The organism is Pseudomonas sp. S2_A02, assembly GCF_054668495.1.
The window spans coordinates 2855262-2872500 of record NZ_CP162776.1 but is presented as its reverse complement, the minus strand read 5'-3'; the positions used below and the strand labels follow the sequence as shown (position 1 = coordinate 2872500).

Genomic DNA, 17239 nt, shown 5'->3' with positions numbered 1-17239 from the left:
GGCCATCGCTCAACGGATAAAAGGTACTCCGGGGATAACAGGCTGATACCGCCCAAGAGTTCATATCGACGGCGGTGTTTGGCACCTCGATGTCGGCTCATCACATCCTGGGGCTGAAGCCGGTCCCAAGGGTATGGCTGTTCGCCATTTAAAGTGGTACGCGAGCTGGGTTTAGAACGTCGTGAGACAGTTCGGTCCCTATCTGCCGTGGACGTTTGAGATTTGAGAGGGGCTGCTCCTAGTACGAGAGGACCGGAGTGGACGAACCTCTGGTGTTCCGGTTGTCACGCCAGTGGCATTGCCGGGTAGCTATGTTCGGAATAGATAACCGCTGAAAGCATCTAAGCGGGAAACTAGCCTCAAGATGAGATCTCACTGGGACCTTGAGTCCCCTGAAGGGCCGTCGAAGACTACGACGTTGATAGGTTGGGTGTGTAAGCGCTGTGAGGCGTTGAGCTAACCAATACTAATTGCCCGTGAGGCTTGACCATATAACACCCAAGCAATTTGACTACTCGAAAGAGCATCAGATTGCGGTGTGTGAAGACGAAATGAACCGAAAGTTCGAAATGCTCACAAAACACCAAGCTGTCACATACCCAATTTGCTGAAGCGAGGCCACCTGGTCACGACTCAGTACCCGAATTTCTTGACGACCATAGAGCATTGGAACCACCTGATCCCATCCCGAACTCAGCAGTGAAACGATGCATCGCCGATGGTAGTGTGGGGTTTCCCCATGTGAGAGTAGGTCATCGTCAAGATTAAATTCCGAAACCCCTATCTGCGTATGCAGGTAGGGGTTTTGTTTTGTCCGCAGGAAAGTTCGTACAGCATCATCGGACCGCTTTCGGCTGTCACAGTCTGACGACAGTGCTAAGGTTCGGCCCTAGCTTTTGTATTTTCCCAAGGAAGCCTTTATGCCGGACGCTACGTCCCTCAATGCTGGTTTTATGGTGGTTCACGGCAACCGCCTGGACGAGTTGCGCAGCTTGGTGGTCAGCTGGATGCGGCGCTACCCGTTGGCTCCCTTGGAAAATGAAATCGCTCTGGTACAGAGTAACGGCATCGCCCAATGGCTGAAGCTGGCACTGGCCGAAGACCCCGAAGATGACGACATGGGCGGCTGCGGAATCGCTGCCGCCATCGACGTGCAGTTACCGGGCAGCTTCATGTGGCAGCTCTATCGTATGGTGCTGGGACGTGATGAAATTCCGGCCAAATCCCTGCTCGATAAGGCCCCGCTGACCTGGCGTCTGATGCGTCTGCTACCACAGTTGATCAACCAACCGCACTTCGAACCCCTGCAACGCTTCCTTACCAATGACACCGACTTACGTAAACGCTATCAATTGGCGGAGCGACTGGCAGACCTGTTTGACCAATATCAGGTCTACCGTGCCGACTGGCTCGAAGACTGGGCAGAAGGTCGTCATCAGTTACGAAATGGCAGAGGCGAAGCCAAAGCCCTGACCCCGGCCAACTGCTGGCAAGCGGAGCTGTGGCGTGCATTGTTGCTGGATGTCGGTGAACAAGGCATGGCGCAAAGCCGTGCAGGCGTTCACCAACGCTTTATCGAGCGCATCAATAGCCTCGACGTAGCGCCCAATGGTTTGCCGTCACGGGTGATTGTTTTCGGGATTTCTTCACTGCCTGCTCAAGCCCTGGAAGCGCTTGCCGGGCTTGCTCGATTCAGCCAGGTCTTGCTGTGCGTACACAACCCATGTCGTCACCATTGGGCGGATATCGTCGCCGATAAAGATCTGTTGCGACATCAGTACAAGCGTCAGGCTCGCAAGAGCGGCATGCCAGTTGTGCTTGACTCGCAAACACTCCATCAGCATGCCCACCCGCTACTGGCCGCGTGGGGTAAGCAGGGGCGGGACTACATTAATCTGCTCGACAGCTACGACGATCCTAATAGCTATCGCTCGGCATTTCGTGACGGGCGTATCGACCTTTTCAGCGAAAACCAGCCACAGAAGATGCTCAATCAGTTGCAGGACGACATCCTGGAATTGCGTCCCCTGAACGAGACTCGCGAGCGTTGGCCTGCTGTCGATCTGAAAAAGGACGAATCGATCCGTTTTCACATCGCCCATAGCGCTCAGCGTGAAGTGGAGATACTCCACGATCAGTTGCTTGCACGATTCAGTGCTGACCCAGACCTGAAGCCTCGTGATGTCATCGTGATGGTCCCGGACATCGACAGTTATGCCCCGCACATCCGTGCTGTCTTTGGTCAGCTTGATCGCTTTGATCCGCGCTTCATTCCTTTCACGCTTGCGGATCAAGGTCAGCGCGGCCGGGATCCGCTATTGATCGCTGTCGAGCATCTGCTCAAACTGCCCGACAGTCGCTTCCCCGTCAGCGAAATCCTCGATCTGTTGGACGTTCCGGCATTACGCGCTCGGTTTGGCGTAGAGGAACGTGACCTGCCGACCTTGCATCGCTGGATTGAAGGCGCAGGTATCCGCTGGGGGATGAACGCCGAGCAGCGCGCGGGGCTGGGCCTGCCTGAAGAGCTGGAGCAAAACAGTTGGCGTTTCGGTCTGCGACGGATGCTGCTGGGTTATGCCGTGGGTAGTGGCAGTGCCTGCGAGGGGATCGAACCCTACGACGAGATTGGTGGTCTGGATGCTGCGCTCATAGGTCCTTTGGTCGCCCTGCTGGATGCGCTGGAAATTGCCCATCAGGAACTCACTCAACCGGCAGCGCCCAAACAATGGGGCTCGCGGTTGCAAGCTTTGGTGCAGTTATTCTTCCTGGCCAGTAACGAGCATGATGACTACTTGCTGGCCCAACTCGAAGAGCTTCGAGAGACCTGGCTTGAAACCTGCGAATCCGTAGGTTTGCAAGACGAGTTGCCTCTTACTGTAGTCCGGGAAGCTTGGCTGGCGGGTCTCGACCAAGGTCGTCTGTCTCAGCGTTTCCTCGCCGGGGCCGTCAACTTCTGTACCTTGATGCCCATGCGAGCGATCCCCTTCAAGCTGGTCTGCCTGCTTGGCATGAATGACGGCGATTACCCTCGTGCGCAACCGCCGCTGGATTTCGACCTGATGGGCAGTGACTACCGCCCCGGCGATCGGTCCCGACGCGAAGATGATCGCTATCTGTTGCTGGAAGCATTGTTGTCAGCACGCGACCAGCTCTATATCAGCTGGGTCGGCCGCAGTATTCGGGACAACAGCGAGCGCCCTGCTTCGGTGTTGATAGGGCAGTTGCGTGACCATCTCGGTAGCGGCTGGCGACTGTGCGATGACAATGATGACCTGCTTGAGTCCATGACCCAGGAACACCCGTTGCAACCTTTCAGCGCTCGCTACTTTCATGAGGGCGATGATCTATTCAGCTACGCCAGCGAGTGGCAGGTTCTTCATCAAGCCAGTGATCTGGCGAATGATATCGAAGTACTTGAACCCTACGTCCAGGACGAGCCGCTGAGTCTGGGTCAGTTGCAGGATTTTCTACGCAATCCTGTACGACATTTCTTCAGTCAGCGGCTCAAAGTGTTCTTCGAGGCTGCCGAAGTGCCTTTGGCAGATGAAGAGCCATTTGTACTCGACGCGCTGCAACGCTATAGCCTCAGCGACAGCTTGCTCGAAGCGGCGCTGGGGCAATTGGAGCAAACCGATCAGGTACTGGAGGCGCAGGCGAAACGCCTGCAAAACAGCGGGCTCTTGCCCATGGCCGGTTTTGGCGAATGTCTTCAGCGAGAGTTGATCGAGCCGTTGCCGGATTTGCTGCTGCGCTATCAGCAACTTCTGGCGTTATGGCCGACCCCGCTCACCAGCGCGTTGCCGGTGAGTCTGGAACTACAAGGATTGCGTCTGGAGGGTTGGCTCAGTGGCCTGCATCAACGCGCAGATGGCGGGTTGTTGTCGGTGACTACGATTCCCAACAGCATCGGTTCGATCAAGGCCCGCAAATGGCATCGCCTGACGCGACCTTGGGTCAATCACCTGGTTGCCTGTGCCAGCGGCATGCCGATGACCACCGCGTTGGTGGCCAGCGACGACAGTTTGCTGCTCGGTCCGATAGAGGAGGCGGCAGCATCCAGGGTTCTGGGCGATCTGTTGTTGGCCTGGCAATCGGGCATGCGCCAGCCGCTGCCGATTGCAGTAAAAACAGCGTTCGCCTGGCTCGCTCAAACCGACCCGGCCAAAGCTGACGCCGCTGCCCGCAAGGCCTATGAAGGCGATGGCCAGACCACTGACGGCGAGCGCCGCGAAAGCCCGGCACTCACTCGGCAATACGCCGATTACGATGCACTGATTGCCGACGAGACCTTCCCCGATTGGTGCAGCGCTTTGTATCGGCCGCTGTTTGAGGCCTCCTGGCGTTCATTGAGCAGCGAGGAGGCACGCTCATGAGCACGAAAACACCGCTGGCCCTGGCATTCCCTCTGCGTGGTAGCCAACTGATCGAAGCCAGCGCCGGCACCGGCAAGACCTTCACCATTTCTGCGCTGTACTTGCGCCTGGTCCTTGGCCACGGCGGTGAGTCGAGTGGTTTTGGCCGTGAGTTGCTGCCGCCGCAAATCCTCGTGGTGACCTTCACCGATGCCGCAACCAAAGAACTGCGCGAACGTATTCGCACACGGCTGGCTGAGGCCGCACGGTTTTTCCGCGATGAGACACCGGCACCGGATGGCCTTATTGCCGAATTGCGCGAGCAGTACCTCCCCGAACAGTGGTCCGGCTGTGCAAACCGCCTGGACATCGCCGCCCAGTGGATGGATGAAGCGGCGGTATCGACCATCCACAGTTGGTGCCAGCGCATGTTGCGCGAACATGCGTTCGACAGTGGCAGCCTGTTCACCCAGACCCTGGAAACTGATCACAGCGATTTGCTCGGCGAAGTCCTGCGCGACTACTGGCGACTGTTCTGCTATCCAATGCAAGGCGATGCACTGAACTGGGTTCGCGGCAATTGGGGCGGCCCGGCGGCGTTGTTGCCGCGAGTGCGTGGGTTGTTCGCCAGCGAGCGTGACAGCGTTGCAGGTAAAGAGCCTGCCGAGTTGATTGCCGAGTGCCTGCAGGAGCGACGGGCCGCTTTGCTCGAACTCAAGATGCCCTGGCGCCAATGGGCGGATGAGTTGCTTGCCATCTGTCACCAAGGCGTCGCGAGCAAAAGCGTCGATGGCCGCAAGATGCAGCCGCGCTACTTCGAACCCTGGTTCGAAAAGCTCCGGGCCTGGGCCGAAGACGAATCTCTCGAGCAGTTGGACATTGGCACCGGCTTCACTCGCCTGACCCCCGATGGTATGGCTGAGGCCTGGAAGGGTGAAGCTCCCCGTCATCCCGGTCTCGATGCAATGGCCGGTCTCAAGACCGGTCTCGATGGTTTGCCGACCCCCGATGCCGCTGTGCTGCAACACGCCGCTCACTGGGTCGGTGCACGGTTCGAGGAAGAAAAGCGTCGCCGCGCGGAAATGGGCTTCGATGACATGCTGCTGCGCCTCGATGCGGCTTTGCAGTCCGAAGGCGGTGAGCGCCTGGCGACACTGATCCGAGAGCAGTTCCCGGTCGCGTTGATCGACGAATTCCAGGACACCGACCCGGTGCAGTATCGAATCTTTGAGAGCATTTATCGCATCGAAGACAACAATCCTGAAACCGGTCTATTTCTGATCGGTGACCCGAAGCAGGCGATCTATGCCTTCCGCGGGGCCGACATTTATACTTACCTGCGTGCCCGGCAGGCCACCACTGGCCGCCTGCATACCCTTGGCACCAACTTCCGTTCCAGTCATGGCATGGTCAATGCGGTGAACCATGTGTTCGAGCGCGCCGAATCTCGTGAGCAGGGGCGCGGAGCATTCCTGTTTCGTGAGAAGAATGGCGAGAACCCGGTACCGTTCCTGCCCGTCGAATCCCAAGGGCGCAAAGAAGTCCTGCAGATTGATGGTCAGGTTGTGCCGGCCCTGAGCATCTGGCACTTGTCCGCCGATCAGCCACTGTCTGGCGCGGTGTATCGACAACAGTTGGCCGCCGCCTGCGCCAGTGAAATCACCGCGCTGCTCAATGGCGGTCAGCAAGGTCGTGCTGGCTTCATCCAGGACGCTAAGGACTTCAGAGGTTTGCTGCCGGCGGATATCGCGATTCTGGTGCGCGACGGCAAAGAGGCCCAGGTCGTGCGTGGCGAACTTTCGGCCCGCGGTGTGCGCAGTGTTTACCTGTCAGACAAGGATTCCGTGTTCGCTGCGCAGGAAGCTCATGACCTGCTGACCTGGCTCAAGGCGTGTGCCGAGCCGGATGTCGAGCGTCCCCTTCGCGCCGCGCTGGCGTGCATCACGCTGAACCTTTCGCTGGCTGAACTGGAGCGGCTGAATCAGGACGAACTGGCCTGGGAAGCGCGGGTCATGCAGTTTCGCGGTTATCGCGAGCTCTGGCGCAAGCAGGGTGTGCTGCCAATGCTGCGACGTTTGCTGCACGACTTCCAACTGCCCCAGGCGTTGATCGCGCGTAACGATGGCGAGCGAGTATTGACCAACCTGCTGCACCTGTCCGAGCTGCTACAGCAGGCCGCCGCCGAGCTTGATGGCGAGCAAGCCCTGATCCGTCATTTGTCCGAGCATCTTGCGTTGTCCGGTCAGGCTGGCGAAGAACAGATCCTGCGCCTGGAAAGTGACGAGCAACTGGTCAAGGTTGTGACCATCCACAAATCCAAAGGGCTTGAATATCCATTGGTGTTTCTGCCGTTCATTTGCTCGGCAAAACCAGTGGATGGCAGCCGTTTGCCGTTGTATTACCACGATGCGACGGGCAAGGCTCAGGTGAGCTTGAAGCCCACGCCGGAGTTGGTCGCCCAGTCCGATGATGAGCGCTTGGCCGAAGATCTTCGGCTGCTCTATGTCGCCCTGACCCGGGCACAACATGCCTGCTGGCTCGGTGTGACGGACCTCAAGCGCGGCAATAACAACGGCTCGACGTTGCACCTTTCAGCGTTGGGTTATCTGTTGGGCGGTGGTGCGCCATTGGCCGAGTCGGCAGGGTTGCGGCGTTGGCTGGAAGATTTGCAGCAGGACTGCCCGGCGCTGAACTACGGTGAAATGCCTGAAGCGAGCGCCGAGCTTTACCTTCCGCCGCGCAATGAAGCGACCTTGCTTGCGCCGCTGATACCCAAGCGCAAGGCTAGCGAAAACTGGTGGATCGCCTCCTACAGCGCCTTGCGCATTGGCGACAGTCTGAGTGTGGGCAGTGACGAAGCCCCGGAGAGCCCGCAAGCGCAAAAGCTTTTTGACGACGAACGTCTCGATCCGCAAGCGCCGCGAGAAGTGATTGCTGGCGGCGCGGATATCCATCGATTCCCTCGCGGGCCAAACCCCGGCACTTTTCTCCATGGATTGCTCGAGTGGGCCGGTGACGAAGGTTTTGCCGCTGCACCACAAACTGTGGAAGACGCCATCGCCCGCCGCTGCAATCGCCGTGGCTGGGAAGGCTGGATCACAACGTTGAGTGATTGGCTACAGCATTTTCTCAAATCCCCGCTGCACATCGGCGGCGGGCAGGCACCGGTGGTGTTCGAGCAACTGACCCAATACCGGGTCGAGATGGAGTTCTGGTTCGCCAGTCATAAAGTCGATGTGCTCAAACTTGATGAACTGGTGCGCCAATACACCCACAACGGCGTGGCCAGGGTGGCCGCCGAACCGGTGCTGCTCAATGGCATGTTCAAAGGCTTCATCGACCTGACGTTCGAGCACGACGGTCGTTATTACGTCGCTGACTACAAATCCAACTGGCTGGGCGTCGATGACGCGGCCTATACCGGGCAGGCCATGGAGCAGTCGATTCTCGATAACCGTTACGACCTGCAATATGTGTTGTACCTGCTCGCCTTGCATCGCCAGCTCAAGGCACGGCTGGTCGATTACGATTACGACCGGCATGTCGGTGGGGCGTTGTACCTGTTCCTTCGCGGTACTCGCGCGACCAGTCAGGGTGTGTATTTCGCCCGTCCGCCACGGGAGCTGATCGAGCGTCTGGACCGGTTGTTCCAGGGCAAGCCAGAGCCCAAGGCCGAACCCGCCTGGGAACAGGGAGTACTGCTATGAGTCGCACCTTCGCCGATTTGTTGCCCACGCCATTGGCGGCCGAAAGTCTGGCGGATCTGGCCCCCCTGAGTCGCGCAGATGACTTGTTGCTGCTGCTCACCCGCTGGGTCGAACGCGGTTGGCTGCGGGCGCTGGATAAGGCCTTCGTGGCCTTTCTCCACGAACTCGCCCCCGACGACGATCCATTGGTGTTGCTGGCTGCGGCGTTGACCAGTCACCAGTTGGGCCACGGCCATGTTTGCCTGGATCTGTTCGAAACGCTGAAAGAGCCGGACTTCGCCCTGTCGCTGCCGCCGGAAGGTGATCTGCAAAGTGGCGCGATGTTGCTGCCGTCGCAACTGCTTGAGGCGTTGGCGGGTGCTCATTGGTGCAAGGTCCTGGCGTCCAGCACCCTGGTGGCTCTGGCCGTCGACGGGCGTGAAGCCGCGCAGCACCGGCCGTTGGTGCTGTCGGGTAAACGCCTGTACCTGCGCCGCTACTGGGCTTACGAACGGCGGATCGATAACGCCCTGCGTCAGCGCCTGGCTGCACGCGAAACAACACCGAGTGATTTGCCCCAACGCCTGACCGGCCTGTTCGGCCCAGCCAGGCCTGATGAAGTGATCGACTGGCAGAAGCTCGCTTGCGCCCTGGCTACCCGTAGCGCATTCAGCATCGTCACCGGCGGCCCGGGAACCGGTAAAACCACCACGGTCGTGCGCTTGCTCGCATTGCTCCAGGCTCCCGCGATTGAGGCCGGAAAACCGCTGCGCATTCGTCTCGCGGCACCCACTGGCAAAGCTGCCGCACGATTGACCGAGTCCATCAGCCAACAGGTTCAAACCCTGGAAGTTGCTGAAACGGTGCGGGAGAAGATCCCGTCGGATGTGACCACCGTGCACCGTTTGCTCGGCAGTCGTCCAGGTACCCGGCATTTCCGGCACCACGCCGGCAATCGCTTGCCGCTGGATGTATTGGTGGTGGACGAAGCCTCGATGATCGACCTGGAAATGATGGCCAATCTGCTCGACGCATTGCCGGCCCATGCCCGTCTGGTGCTGCTCGGTGATAAGGATCAACTGGCGTCGGTAGAGGCCGGTGCCGTCCTGGGCGATCTGTGCCGCGATGCCGAAGCCGGTTGGTACAGCCCGCAGACACGCCAGTGGCTGGAGGCAGTCAGCGGTGAAAACCTCCGAAGCAGCGGTTTGCACGAAGATATCAACGGAGCGCATCCCCTGGCTCAGCAAGTCGTGATGCTGCGTCACTCACGGCGCTTCGGCGAGGGCAGCGGCATTGGCCAGTTGGCCCGTTGGGTCAACCAGCAGCAACCCGAGGAAGCCCGCAAGTTATTGGCGGCTGGAAGCCATGGCGACGTATTTTCGCTGCCTCTCAAGGGTGAGCAGGACCGGGCGCTGGAGCGGTTGTTGCTCGAAGGTCATGGCGTGGGGCCGCAAGGTTATCGGCATTACCTGAGTCTTTTGCGCGGTCAGCGGCCGCCGCTCGATAGCCCGCTCGACGATCCATGCTGGGTCGATTGGGCTCGACTGGTGCTGCAAGCTTTCGATGCCTTCCAGCTATTGTGCGCGGTACGCAAAGGGCCTTGGGGGGTGGAAGGTTTGAATCAGCGAGTGACCGACGCGCTGCTCAAGGCTCGGCTGATCGACAGCGACCACCAGTGGTACGAAGGTCGACCCGTGCTGATGACTCGCAACGACTATGGCCTGGGGTTGATGAACGGCGATATTGGCATTGCCCTCAAGCTGCCGGAACGTGAGGGTCCCGACGCTGGACGGCAAGTACTGCGTGTGGCCTTCCCGCGCAACGATGGGCAAGGCGGTGTGCGCTTCGTCCTGCCAAGTCGGCTCAACGATGTCGACACCGTGTACGCCATGACCGTACACAAATCCCAAGGCTCGGAATTTGCCCATACGGCGCTGATTCTGCCGGACGCCCTGAACCCTGTGCTCACCAAGGAACTGATCTATACCGGAATAACCCGGGCCAAACACTGGTTCACCCTGATTGAGCCTCGCGCCGGCGTATTCGAAGAGGCCGTGCGGCGTAAGGTCAAGCGTTTGAGCGGGTTGATGCTGGAGCTGGAAGAGGGGATCGAGCCGGGTCACTGAAAAGGGGCGCAGACGACGGAATCTGTCAGAAGTGCCGTGGTGCGTGGCCTCGCTGGTGTTTCGGTGCTGTGCTATCGTTGCGGCATCATTTCGTTGCGATCGAAGAGAATCCCTGCATGAAGGTGGCTGTCTGGGCGACAGAGCGCGTTGTTGGCTGCAAGCAAGTGCTGCTTGCCGGCCTTCTCTGTTTGTTGACGGGCGTTGCCTTCGCTCAGCCGGAAATCGCCCTGAGCAAGGCCGACCAGCGTGCCAGATCGGTCACTCAGGTGGTGCTCGGGATCCTCAGTTATGCCCGGTGGCCTGTTGAGCCTCAACAGTTGCGTCTGTGCATAGTCGGCCCTACCGAGTACACCGACGACCTGGTCAAGGGCACAACCCAGGCCACTGGTCGGCCTGTGACCGTGCGACGGCTTTTGGCCGACAACCCGGCGATTGCCGGTGAGTGTGACGCGGTATACATCGGCAAGCTGACCAGCGACGAACGCAGTCGATTATTCGCCTCGCTGACAGGACGCCCGGTGGTGAGCATCAGTGAAGACGGCGATCAATGCACCGTCGGCAGTCTGTTCTGTTTGCGGGTCGGCGATGAACAAGTGTCCTTCGAGGTGAACCTCGACTCGGTCGCCCGCAGCGGTGTGCGCATTCATCCCAGTGTGCTGCAACTGTCACGCCGCAAACCGGCGGCACCATGAGTCTATTCAAATCTCGTATACGTCCGACCTTAGGGTCGGTTATCGGCCGTGGGCATTTGATCGTCGCCCTGGTGGGCGTGGCCATGGCCAGTGTTTCGTTGACCCTGCTGGGTGTTCTGGCCTTGCGGGTTTATGCCGATAACAACCTGCACCTGATCGCCCGTTCGATCAATTACACCGTGGAAGCCGCGGTGGTGTTCAACGATAAGGTCGCCGCCACTGAGGCGCTGGCGTTGATCGCATCCACTGAAGAAGTGGCCGACGCACAGGTGATGGACGAGCAAGGCGAGTTGCTCGCACGTTGGCAACGAGCGGAAACGGGATTGTTGTCGGATCTTGAAATGCAGATCGCCCGGGTGATTCTGGAAAAGCCCATCAGCATGCCAATCGTCCATCAAGGTCAGGAAATCGGCAGTATCCTGCTGGTCGGGCACGGTGGCAGCCTGATGAGTTTTTTGCTCAGCGGACTGGTGGGAATCGTCTTGTGTACCGCCATCAGTGCCTGGGTTGCGCTCTATCTGGCGCGGCGGCAATTGCGGGGGATCACCGGCCCTTTGCGCAGCCTGGCTGCCGTGGCTCACGCTGCCCGCAGCGAGCGAGCCTTCGACCAGCGCGTGCCGCCCGCCGACATTGCCGAACTCGACAACCTGGGCAACGACTTCAATGCCTTGCTCGATGAGCTCGAGTCCTGGCAGACCCACCTGCAAAGCGAAAACGAAACCCTGGCCCACCAAGCCAGCCATGACAGTCTGACCGGACTGCCCAATCGAGCATTTTTCGAAGGCCGCCTGATGCGTGCCTTGCGCAATGCCGGCAAATTGGACGAGCAAGTGGCCGTGCTGTTTCTCGACAGCGACCGGTTCAAGGAAATCAACGATAACTTCGGCCACGCTGCCGGCGATGCGGTGCTGGTCGCCGTGGCAACCCGGGTTCGTGCACAACTGCGTGAAGAGGACCTGGTCGCGCGTCTGGGCGGCGACGAGTTTGCAATCCTGCTCACACCGCTGCACAAGGCCGAAGACGCCGAACGGATTGCCAACCAAATCATTGCCAGCATGGAAGCGCCAATCCCCTTGCCGGGCAGTATCCAGGTGTTCACTTCACTCAGTATCGGCATCGCCGTGTACCCCGATCATGGGGTCACCCCGGGTGAGTTGCTCCATGCTGCCGACGCCGCGATGTACCAGGCCAAACGCCTTTCCCGAGGCGCGCAGCAAACGGCAGGGGCGGAGCTCCCTGTCGTCCATGTTCAAACCAGGAGCTAATTTCTGTGTTCACCTTCAATCAGCGTTCTCTGCGACTTTTTACGATCACCCTGTTCCTGGCCTTGCTGGCATTGACCGGTTGCCAGATGGCACCGCAAAAAGGCCTGACCCCGGCGCAGATCGCCGTACTCAAGCAGCAAGGTTTCGAAATGACTGACGATGGTTGGGCCTACGGCCTGTCAGGCAAAGTTTTGTTCGGCAGCGATGTCGAGAGTCTCAATCCCGCCAGTACCGAGATCGTCGAGCGCATTGGCAAGGCGTTATTAAGTGTGGAAATCGAGCGCGTGAGAATCGACGGCCACACCGATGCTTCGGGCCAAGAGTCCTATAACGAACAGCTTTCCCTACGTCGCGCAAAAAGCGTCGGCAAGGTTTTGGCCGCAGTCGGCATAAAAGAACAAAACATCCAACTGCGCGGCCTGGGCAGTAGCAAGCCCGTCGCTTCCAACGACACCGTGGTCGGACGCACCGAGAACCGTCGGGTGTCGATCGTGGTGAGCGCGGATTAATCGGCGAACAACATCTCCCGACTTTCCCCCATCAACAGCCCTTGATTCTGCTCGGTGACGGCACGGATGTAATCCCACAACAACGTGATCCGCTTGAGCTTGCGCAGGTCTTCCCGGCAGTACATCCAGAACTGCCGGGTAATGGTGATCTCTTGCGGCAACACCGGCAGCAATCGCGGGTCCTGAGCCGCCAGGAAGCACGGCAGAATCGCCAGTGACCGTCCCTGCTGCGCCGCCACGAACTGTGCGATCACACTGGTGCTGCGCAGATTGGCACTGGCACCGGGCAACACATTCGCCAGGTACAGCAGCTCCGAGCTGAACGCCAAATCGTCCACATAACTGATGAATTGATGCTTGCCCAAGTCTACCGGGCGGCGGATCGGTGGATGCTTGTCCAGATAGTCCTGAGTCGCATACAGCTGCAATTTGTAATCGCAGAGTTTGCAGCACACATACGGGCCGTGTTCCGGCCGCTCCAGCGCGATGACGATGTCTGCCTCGCGCTTGGACAGGCTGATGAAGTGCGGCAGCGGCAGGATGTCCACTGAGATCGCCGGGTAGGCGTCGACGAAATGGCTCAGCTGCGGAGTGATGAAAAAGCTGCCGAACCCTTCGGTGCAGCCCATGCGCACATGGCCGGACAACGCCACGCCTGAGCCCGAAACCTGCTCGCAGGCCATGTGCAGTGTGCTTTCGATCGACTCGGCGTAACCCAGCAGCCGCTGGCCTTCGGCAGTCAGGACGAAACCGCTGGTCCGGGACTTTTCGAACAGCAACGTGCCCAACGAAGCTTCCAGCGAACTGATGCGTCGCGACACGGTGGTGTAATCCACCGCCAGGCGCTTGGCTGCGGTGCTGGCCTTGCGAGTGCGGGCAACCTCGAGGAAAAACTTGAGGTCATCCCAGTTCAAAGAACCTAAAGATGTGATGTTTTTTTGCATGATGGACCGGCTTTTATGTGCGTTCTTATTAGAAGTTTGCACATCTATACTCCAAAAACAGTCCGACAACCAATTCGCGACACACGCCTCATCTCAAGGCGACTTTCTCGCCTTGGCTCCAAAGATCGCTCTCTAAATAAGAACAACGTCCGGAGACCAAAATGAACGCATCGTTAGAAACCACCGTGCAAAAGGTCAAATTGTTGATCGATGGCGAGTGGATCGAATCCCAGACCACCGAATGGCACGACATCGTCAACCCGGCGACCCAACAAGTGTTGGCTAAAGTCCCATTCGCCACAGCCGCCGAAGTGGATGCCGCCATTAGCGCCGCCCATCGCGCCTTCCAGACCTGGAAGCTGACGCCGATCGGCGCGCGGATGCGCATCATGCTCAAGCTTCAGGCGCTGATTCGCGAACACTCCAAGCGTATTGCCGTGGTGCTGAGCAATGAGCAGGGCAAAACCATTGCCGATGCTGAAGGCGATATCTTCCGTGGCCTGGAAGTGGTCGAACACGCTTGCTCCATTGGCAGTCTGCAAATGGGCGAGTTCGCCGAGAACGTCGCTGGCGGTGTCGACACCTACACCCTGCGTCAGCCAATCGGCGTCTGTGCCGGCATTACCCCGTTCAACTTCCCGGCGATGATTCCGCTGTGGATGTTCCCGATGGCCATCGCCTGCGGCAACACCTTCGTGCTCAAGCCGTCCGAACAGGACCCGATGTCGACCATGCTGTTGGTGGAACTGGCTATCGAGGCCGGCATTCCGCCGGGTGTGCTCAACGTCGTTCATGGTGGCAAGGATGTGGTGGATGCACTTTGCACCCACAAGGACATCAAGGCTGTTTCGTTCGTCGGTTCGACCGCGGTCGGTACTCACGTCTACGACCTGGCCGGCAAACACGGCAAGCGCGTGCAATCGATGATGGGTGCCAAGAACCATGCGGTCGTACTGCCCGATGCCAATCGCGAGCAAGCTCTCAATGCTCTGGTCGGCGCCGGTTTTGGCGCGGCTGGGCAACGTTGCATGGCCACCTCGGTGGTGGTGCTGGTGGGCGCGGCCAAGCAATGGCTGCCAGACCTGAAAGCACTGGCGCAGAAACTCAAGGTCAATGCCGGCAGCGAGCCGGGCACTGATGTTGGCCCGGTGATTTCCAAACGAGCCAAGGCGCGGATTCTCGATCTGATCGAAAGCGGCATCAAGGAAGGCGCCAAGCTCGAACTGGACGGTCGCGACATCAGCGTTCCGGGCTACGAGAAGGGTAACTTTGTCGGCCCGACCCTGTTCTCTGGCGTCACTCCCGAGATGCAGATCTACACCCAGGAAATCTTCGGCCCGGTGCTGGTGGTATTGGAAGTCGATACTCTCGATCAGGCCATCGCACTGGTCAACGCTAACCCGTTCGGCAACGGCACTGGCTTGTTCACCCAGAGCGGTGCGGCGGCGCGTAAATTCCAGACGGAAATCGACGTTGGCCAAGTCGGCATCAACATCCCGATTCCGGTGCCGGTGCCGTTCTTCAGCTTCACTGGTTCCCGTGGTTCCAAACTCGGCGACCTCGGTCCTTATGGCAAGCAAGTGGTGCAGTTCTACACTCAAACCAAGACCGTTACCGCGCGCTGGTTCGACGACGACAGCGTCAACGACGGTGTGAACACCACCATTCACTTGCGTTAAGGAGCCGGACATGAAAATCGCTTTTATCGGTCTCGGCAACATGGGTGCGCCGATGGCGCGCAACCTGATCAAGGCCGGCCATTCGCTGCGCCTGGTCGACCTGAACAAAGCTGTGCTGGCAGAGCTCGAGCAACTGGGCGGCAGCATCAGCGCTTCGGCACGTGAAGCGGCTCAAGGTGCAGAGCTGGTGATCACCATGCTGCCAGCCGCTGTGCATGTGCGCAGCGTCTGGCTGGGCGAAGACGGTGTGCTGGCGGGGATCGCCAAGGGCGTGCCCGCAGTGGATTGCAGCACCATCGATCCGCAGACGGCGCGCGATGTTGCCGCAGCGGCTGCCAAACAAGGCGTGGCGATGGCCGATGCACCGGTCTCCGGCGGTACTGGCGGTGCAGCGGCCGGGACGCTGACTTTCATGGTCGGCGCCACGCCTGAACTGTTTGCGACCCTGCAACCGGTGCTGGCGCAGATGGGCCGTAACATCGTCCACTGTGGCGAAGTCGGCACCGGGCAAATCGCCAAGATTTGCAACAACCTGCTGCTGGCGATTTCCATGGTCGGCGTCAGCGAGGCCATGGCCTTGGGCGATGCGCTGGGGATCGACACGACGGTGCTGGCGGGGATCATCAACAGTTCCACCGGGCGTTGCTGGAGTTCGGAGATGTACAACCCGTGGCCCGGCATCGTCGAAACGGCGCCGGCCTCGCGCGGGTATACCGGCGGTTTCGGTGCCGAACTGATGCTCAAGGATCTGGGACTGGCGACTGAAGCGGCACGTCAGGCGCACCAACCGGTGGTGCTCGGCGCGGTGGCGCAACAGTTGTATCAGGCGATGAGCCAGCGTGGGGAAGGGGGTAAGGACTTCTCGGCGATCATCAATAGCTATCGCAAACCCCAATAACGGGGCGTCCCGGGACTGTGGTGAGGGGGCTTTTGTGGCGAGGGAGCTTGCTCCCGTCCGGCTGCGAAGCAGTCGTAAGTCCTGAGCATGCGGTGTATCTGAAACACCGCATCAGCTTGTTGGGTTCGCTTCGCGAACCAGCGGGAGCAAGCTCCCTCGCCACAAGGGATGTGCATTCCAATCAGTTTTTTTGCCGAGAGACCACGTCGGGTGGTCTCTCGGTTTTTTGCATCAGGCAAACACGAAATACTTACGCACGGTCTCAACCACTTCCCACGTGCCTTTCATGCCTGGCTCGATGACGAAAATGTCACCAGCGCGCAGATGGATTGGCGCCATGCCTTCCGGGGTGATGATGCAGTAGCCTTCCTGGAAATGGCAGTATTCCCACTTCACGTATTCCACGTACCACTTGCCCGGCGTGCAGATCCAGGTGCCCATGATCTTGCTGCCATCTTCGCTGGTGTACGCGTTGAGGTTGACGGTGTGCGGGTCGCCTTCGAGTTTTTCCCATTTGCAGGCGTCGAGTACTGGCAGCGGATGGGTGTCGCGAAGGACGGTAATCGGTGCGGTCATGATGACTCCGGGCAGTGGGTTCAAGAACTGAAGTCGCACCCTATAGCGCCCATACACCGTTCAGTTGTCTGTATTCGACATTGAGCTGTCCAGAAACGCGCAGACTCTCAAAGACTTTCCAACGGGCAATCGGCTCTGGCCTGTGTGAGGCTTGCTTCAAACTCGACCAATTGCTCGTGTTGATGCGTGAGTGCGGCAATCCTCTCGCTGATTTCGCACTTCTTGGCATCGATGGCTTGCTGCGCCAATGACCCTGGCGTCGCCAGGCCTTGATGCCCGGCAAAGATCGCCTGCAATTCCTTGAGCCTGAAACCTAAGTGTTGAGCGCACTTGATGAAGATCAGCAGGTCGACACTGTGCTGATCATAGACACGGTATTTTCCTTGTCGCCGAGCGGCAGGCAGCAAGCCGATCGACTCATAATGGCGAATACTCTTGATCGTGGTGCCCGAGCGATGCGCTGCTTGGCCGATGTACATGAAAAGTCCTTTTTTGCCGAGGGTAAGCCAGCC

General features: G+C 59.2%; 11 protein-coding genes and 2 rRNA genes (1 of these 13 running past the window's edge). 10 read left to right on the top strand and 3 right to left on the bottom strand.

The annotated features are described in order from the left end of the window. From AB4O41_RS13265 to AB4O41_RS13230, 8 genes are all read left to right on the top strand, one after another. Window positions 1–491, top strand: a 23S ribosomal RNA gene (locus tag AB4O41_RS13265) (it extends 2401 nt beyond the left edge of the window). Between the two features lie 157 nt (window positions 492–648). After that, window positions 649–764: ribosomal RNA gene (gene rrf / locus AB4O41_RS13260) — 5S ribosomal RNA — on the top strand. Between the two features lie 156 nt (window positions 765–920). Beyond that, complete coding sequence (gene recC / locus AB4O41_RS13255; protein ID WP_460148021.1) at window positions 921–4373, top strand: exodeoxyribonuclease V subunit gamma; 3453 nt, start codon at window positions 921–923, stop codon at window positions 4371–4373. Then, a complete protein-coding gene (gene recB / locus AB4O41_RS13250) occupies window positions 4370–8059 on the top strand; it encodes an exodeoxyribonuclease V subunit beta (RefSeq protein ID WP_460148020.1) in 3690 nt (1229 codons plus the stop codon). The genes recC and recB overlap by 4 nt, the downstream gene beginning before the upstream one ends. Continuing rightward, a complete protein-coding gene (gene recD / locus AB4O41_RS13245; RefSeq protein ID WP_460148019.1) occupies window positions 8056–10164 on the top strand; it encodes an exodeoxyribonuclease V subunit alpha in 2109 nt (702 codons plus the stop codon). The genes recB and recD overlap by 4 nt, the downstream gene beginning before the upstream one ends. A gap of 116 nt (window positions 10165–10280) precedes the next feature. Then, the gene (locus AB4O41_RS13240; RefSeq protein WP_460148018.1) at window positions 10281–10856 is read left to right on the top strand and encodes a YfiR family protein; all 576 of its coding nucleotides are present in this window, start codon (window positions 10281–10283) and stop codon (window positions 10854–10856) included. Further along, window positions 10853–12121 carry a diguanylate cyclase domain-containing protein gene (locus AB4O41_RS13235; RefSeq protein WP_460148017.1) on the top strand — a complete coding sequence of 423 codons (1269 nt, stop codon included), beginning with the start codon at window positions 10853–10855 and terminating at the stop codon, window positions 12119–12121. The genes AB4O41_RS13240 and AB4O41_RS13235 overlap by 4 nt, the downstream gene beginning before the upstream one ends. Before the next feature lie 5 nt (window positions 12122–12126). Beyond that, entirely contained in the window at window positions 12127–12630 is a 504-nt protein-coding gene (locus tag AB4O41_RS13230) for an OmpA family protein (protein WP_460148016.1), read from the top strand. On the opposite strand, the gene AB4O41_RS13225 is transcribed toward AB4O41_RS13230, so the two are convergent. Continuing rightward, the gene (locus tag AB4O41_RS13225; protein WP_460148015.1) at window positions 12627–13574 is read right to left on the bottom strand and encodes a LysR family transcriptional regulator; all 948 of its coding nucleotides are present in this window, start codon (window positions 13572–13574) and stop codon (window positions 12627–12629) included. The two genes, AB4O41_RS13230 and AB4O41_RS13225, sit on opposite strands and share 4 nt — an antisense overlap. A gap of 161 nt (window positions 13575–13735) precedes the next feature. On the opposite strand from AB4O41_RS13225, the gene AB4O41_RS13220 reads away from it, so the two are divergent. Both AB4O41_RS13220 and mmsB read left to right on the top strand, forming a co-directional pair. Then, entirely contained in the window at window positions 13736–15253 is a 1518-nt protein-coding gene (locus AB4O41_RS13220; RefSeq protein WP_367374079.1) for a CoA-acylating methylmalonate-semialdehyde dehydrogenase, read from the top strand. A gap of 10 nt (window positions 15254–15263) precedes the next feature. Then, complete coding sequence (gene mmsB / locus AB4O41_RS13215; protein WP_460148014.1) at window positions 15264–16151, top strand: 3-hydroxyisobutyrate dehydrogenase; 888 nt, start codon at window positions 15264–15266, stop codon at window positions 16149–16151. Window positions 16152–16382: 231 nt separating this feature from the next. Here the strand turns inward: mmsB and AB4O41_RS13210 are convergent, their stop codons facing one another. Further along, window positions 16383–16727 (bottom strand): cupin domain-containing protein, encoded by a 345-nt coding sequence (locus AB4O41_RS13210; protein WP_007900627.1) that lies wholly within the window; start codon window positions 16725–16727, stop codon window positions 16383–16385. A 107-nt stretch (window positions 16728–16834) separates the two neighbouring features. Next, entirely contained in the window at window positions 16835–17206 is a 372-nt protein-coding gene (locus AB4O41_RS13205) for a MerR family transcriptional regulator (protein ID WP_460148013.1), read from the bottom strand. Between the last annotated feature and the right edge of the window lie 33 nt (window positions 17207–17239).

Coding starts and splice junctions, on each gene's coding strand:
- recC (WP_460148021.1), top strand. CDS start 921: ATGCCGGACGCTACGTCCCTCAATGCTGGTTTTATGGTGGTTCACGGC.
- recB (WP_460148020.1), top strand. CDS start 4,370: ATGAGCACGAAAACACCGCTGGCCCTGGCATTCCCTCTGCGTGGTAGC.
- recD (WP_460148019.1), top strand. CDS start 8,056: ATGAGTCGCACCTTCGCCGATTTGTTGCCCACGCCATTGGCGGCCGAA.
- AB4O41_RS13240 (WP_460148018.1), top strand. CDS start 10,281: ATGAAGGTGGCTGTCTGGGCGACAGAGCGCGTTGTTGGCTGCAAGCAA.
- AB4O41_RS13235 (WP_460148017.1), top strand. CDS start 10,853: ATGAGTCTATTCAAATCTCGTATACGTCCGACCTTAGGGTCGGTTATC.
- AB4O41_RS13225 (WP_460148015.1), bottom strand. CDS start 13,574: ATGCAAAAAAACATCACATCTTTAGGTTCTTTGAACTGGGATGACCTC.
- AB4O41_RS13220 (WP_367374079.1), top strand. CDS start 13,736: ATGAACGCATCGTTAGAAACCACCGTGCAAAAGGTCAAATTGTTGATC.
- mmsB (WP_460148014.1), top strand. CDS start 15,264: ATGAAAATCGCTTTTATCGGTCTCGGCAACATGGGTGCGCCGATGGCG.
- AB4O41_RS13210 (WP_007900627.1), bottom strand. CDS start 16,727: ATGACCGCACCGATTACCGTCCTTCGCGACACCCATCCGCTGCCAGTA.
- AB4O41_RS13205 (WP_460148013.1), bottom strand. CDS start 17,206: ATGTACATCGGCCAAGCAGCGCATCGCTCGGGCACCACGATCAAGAGT.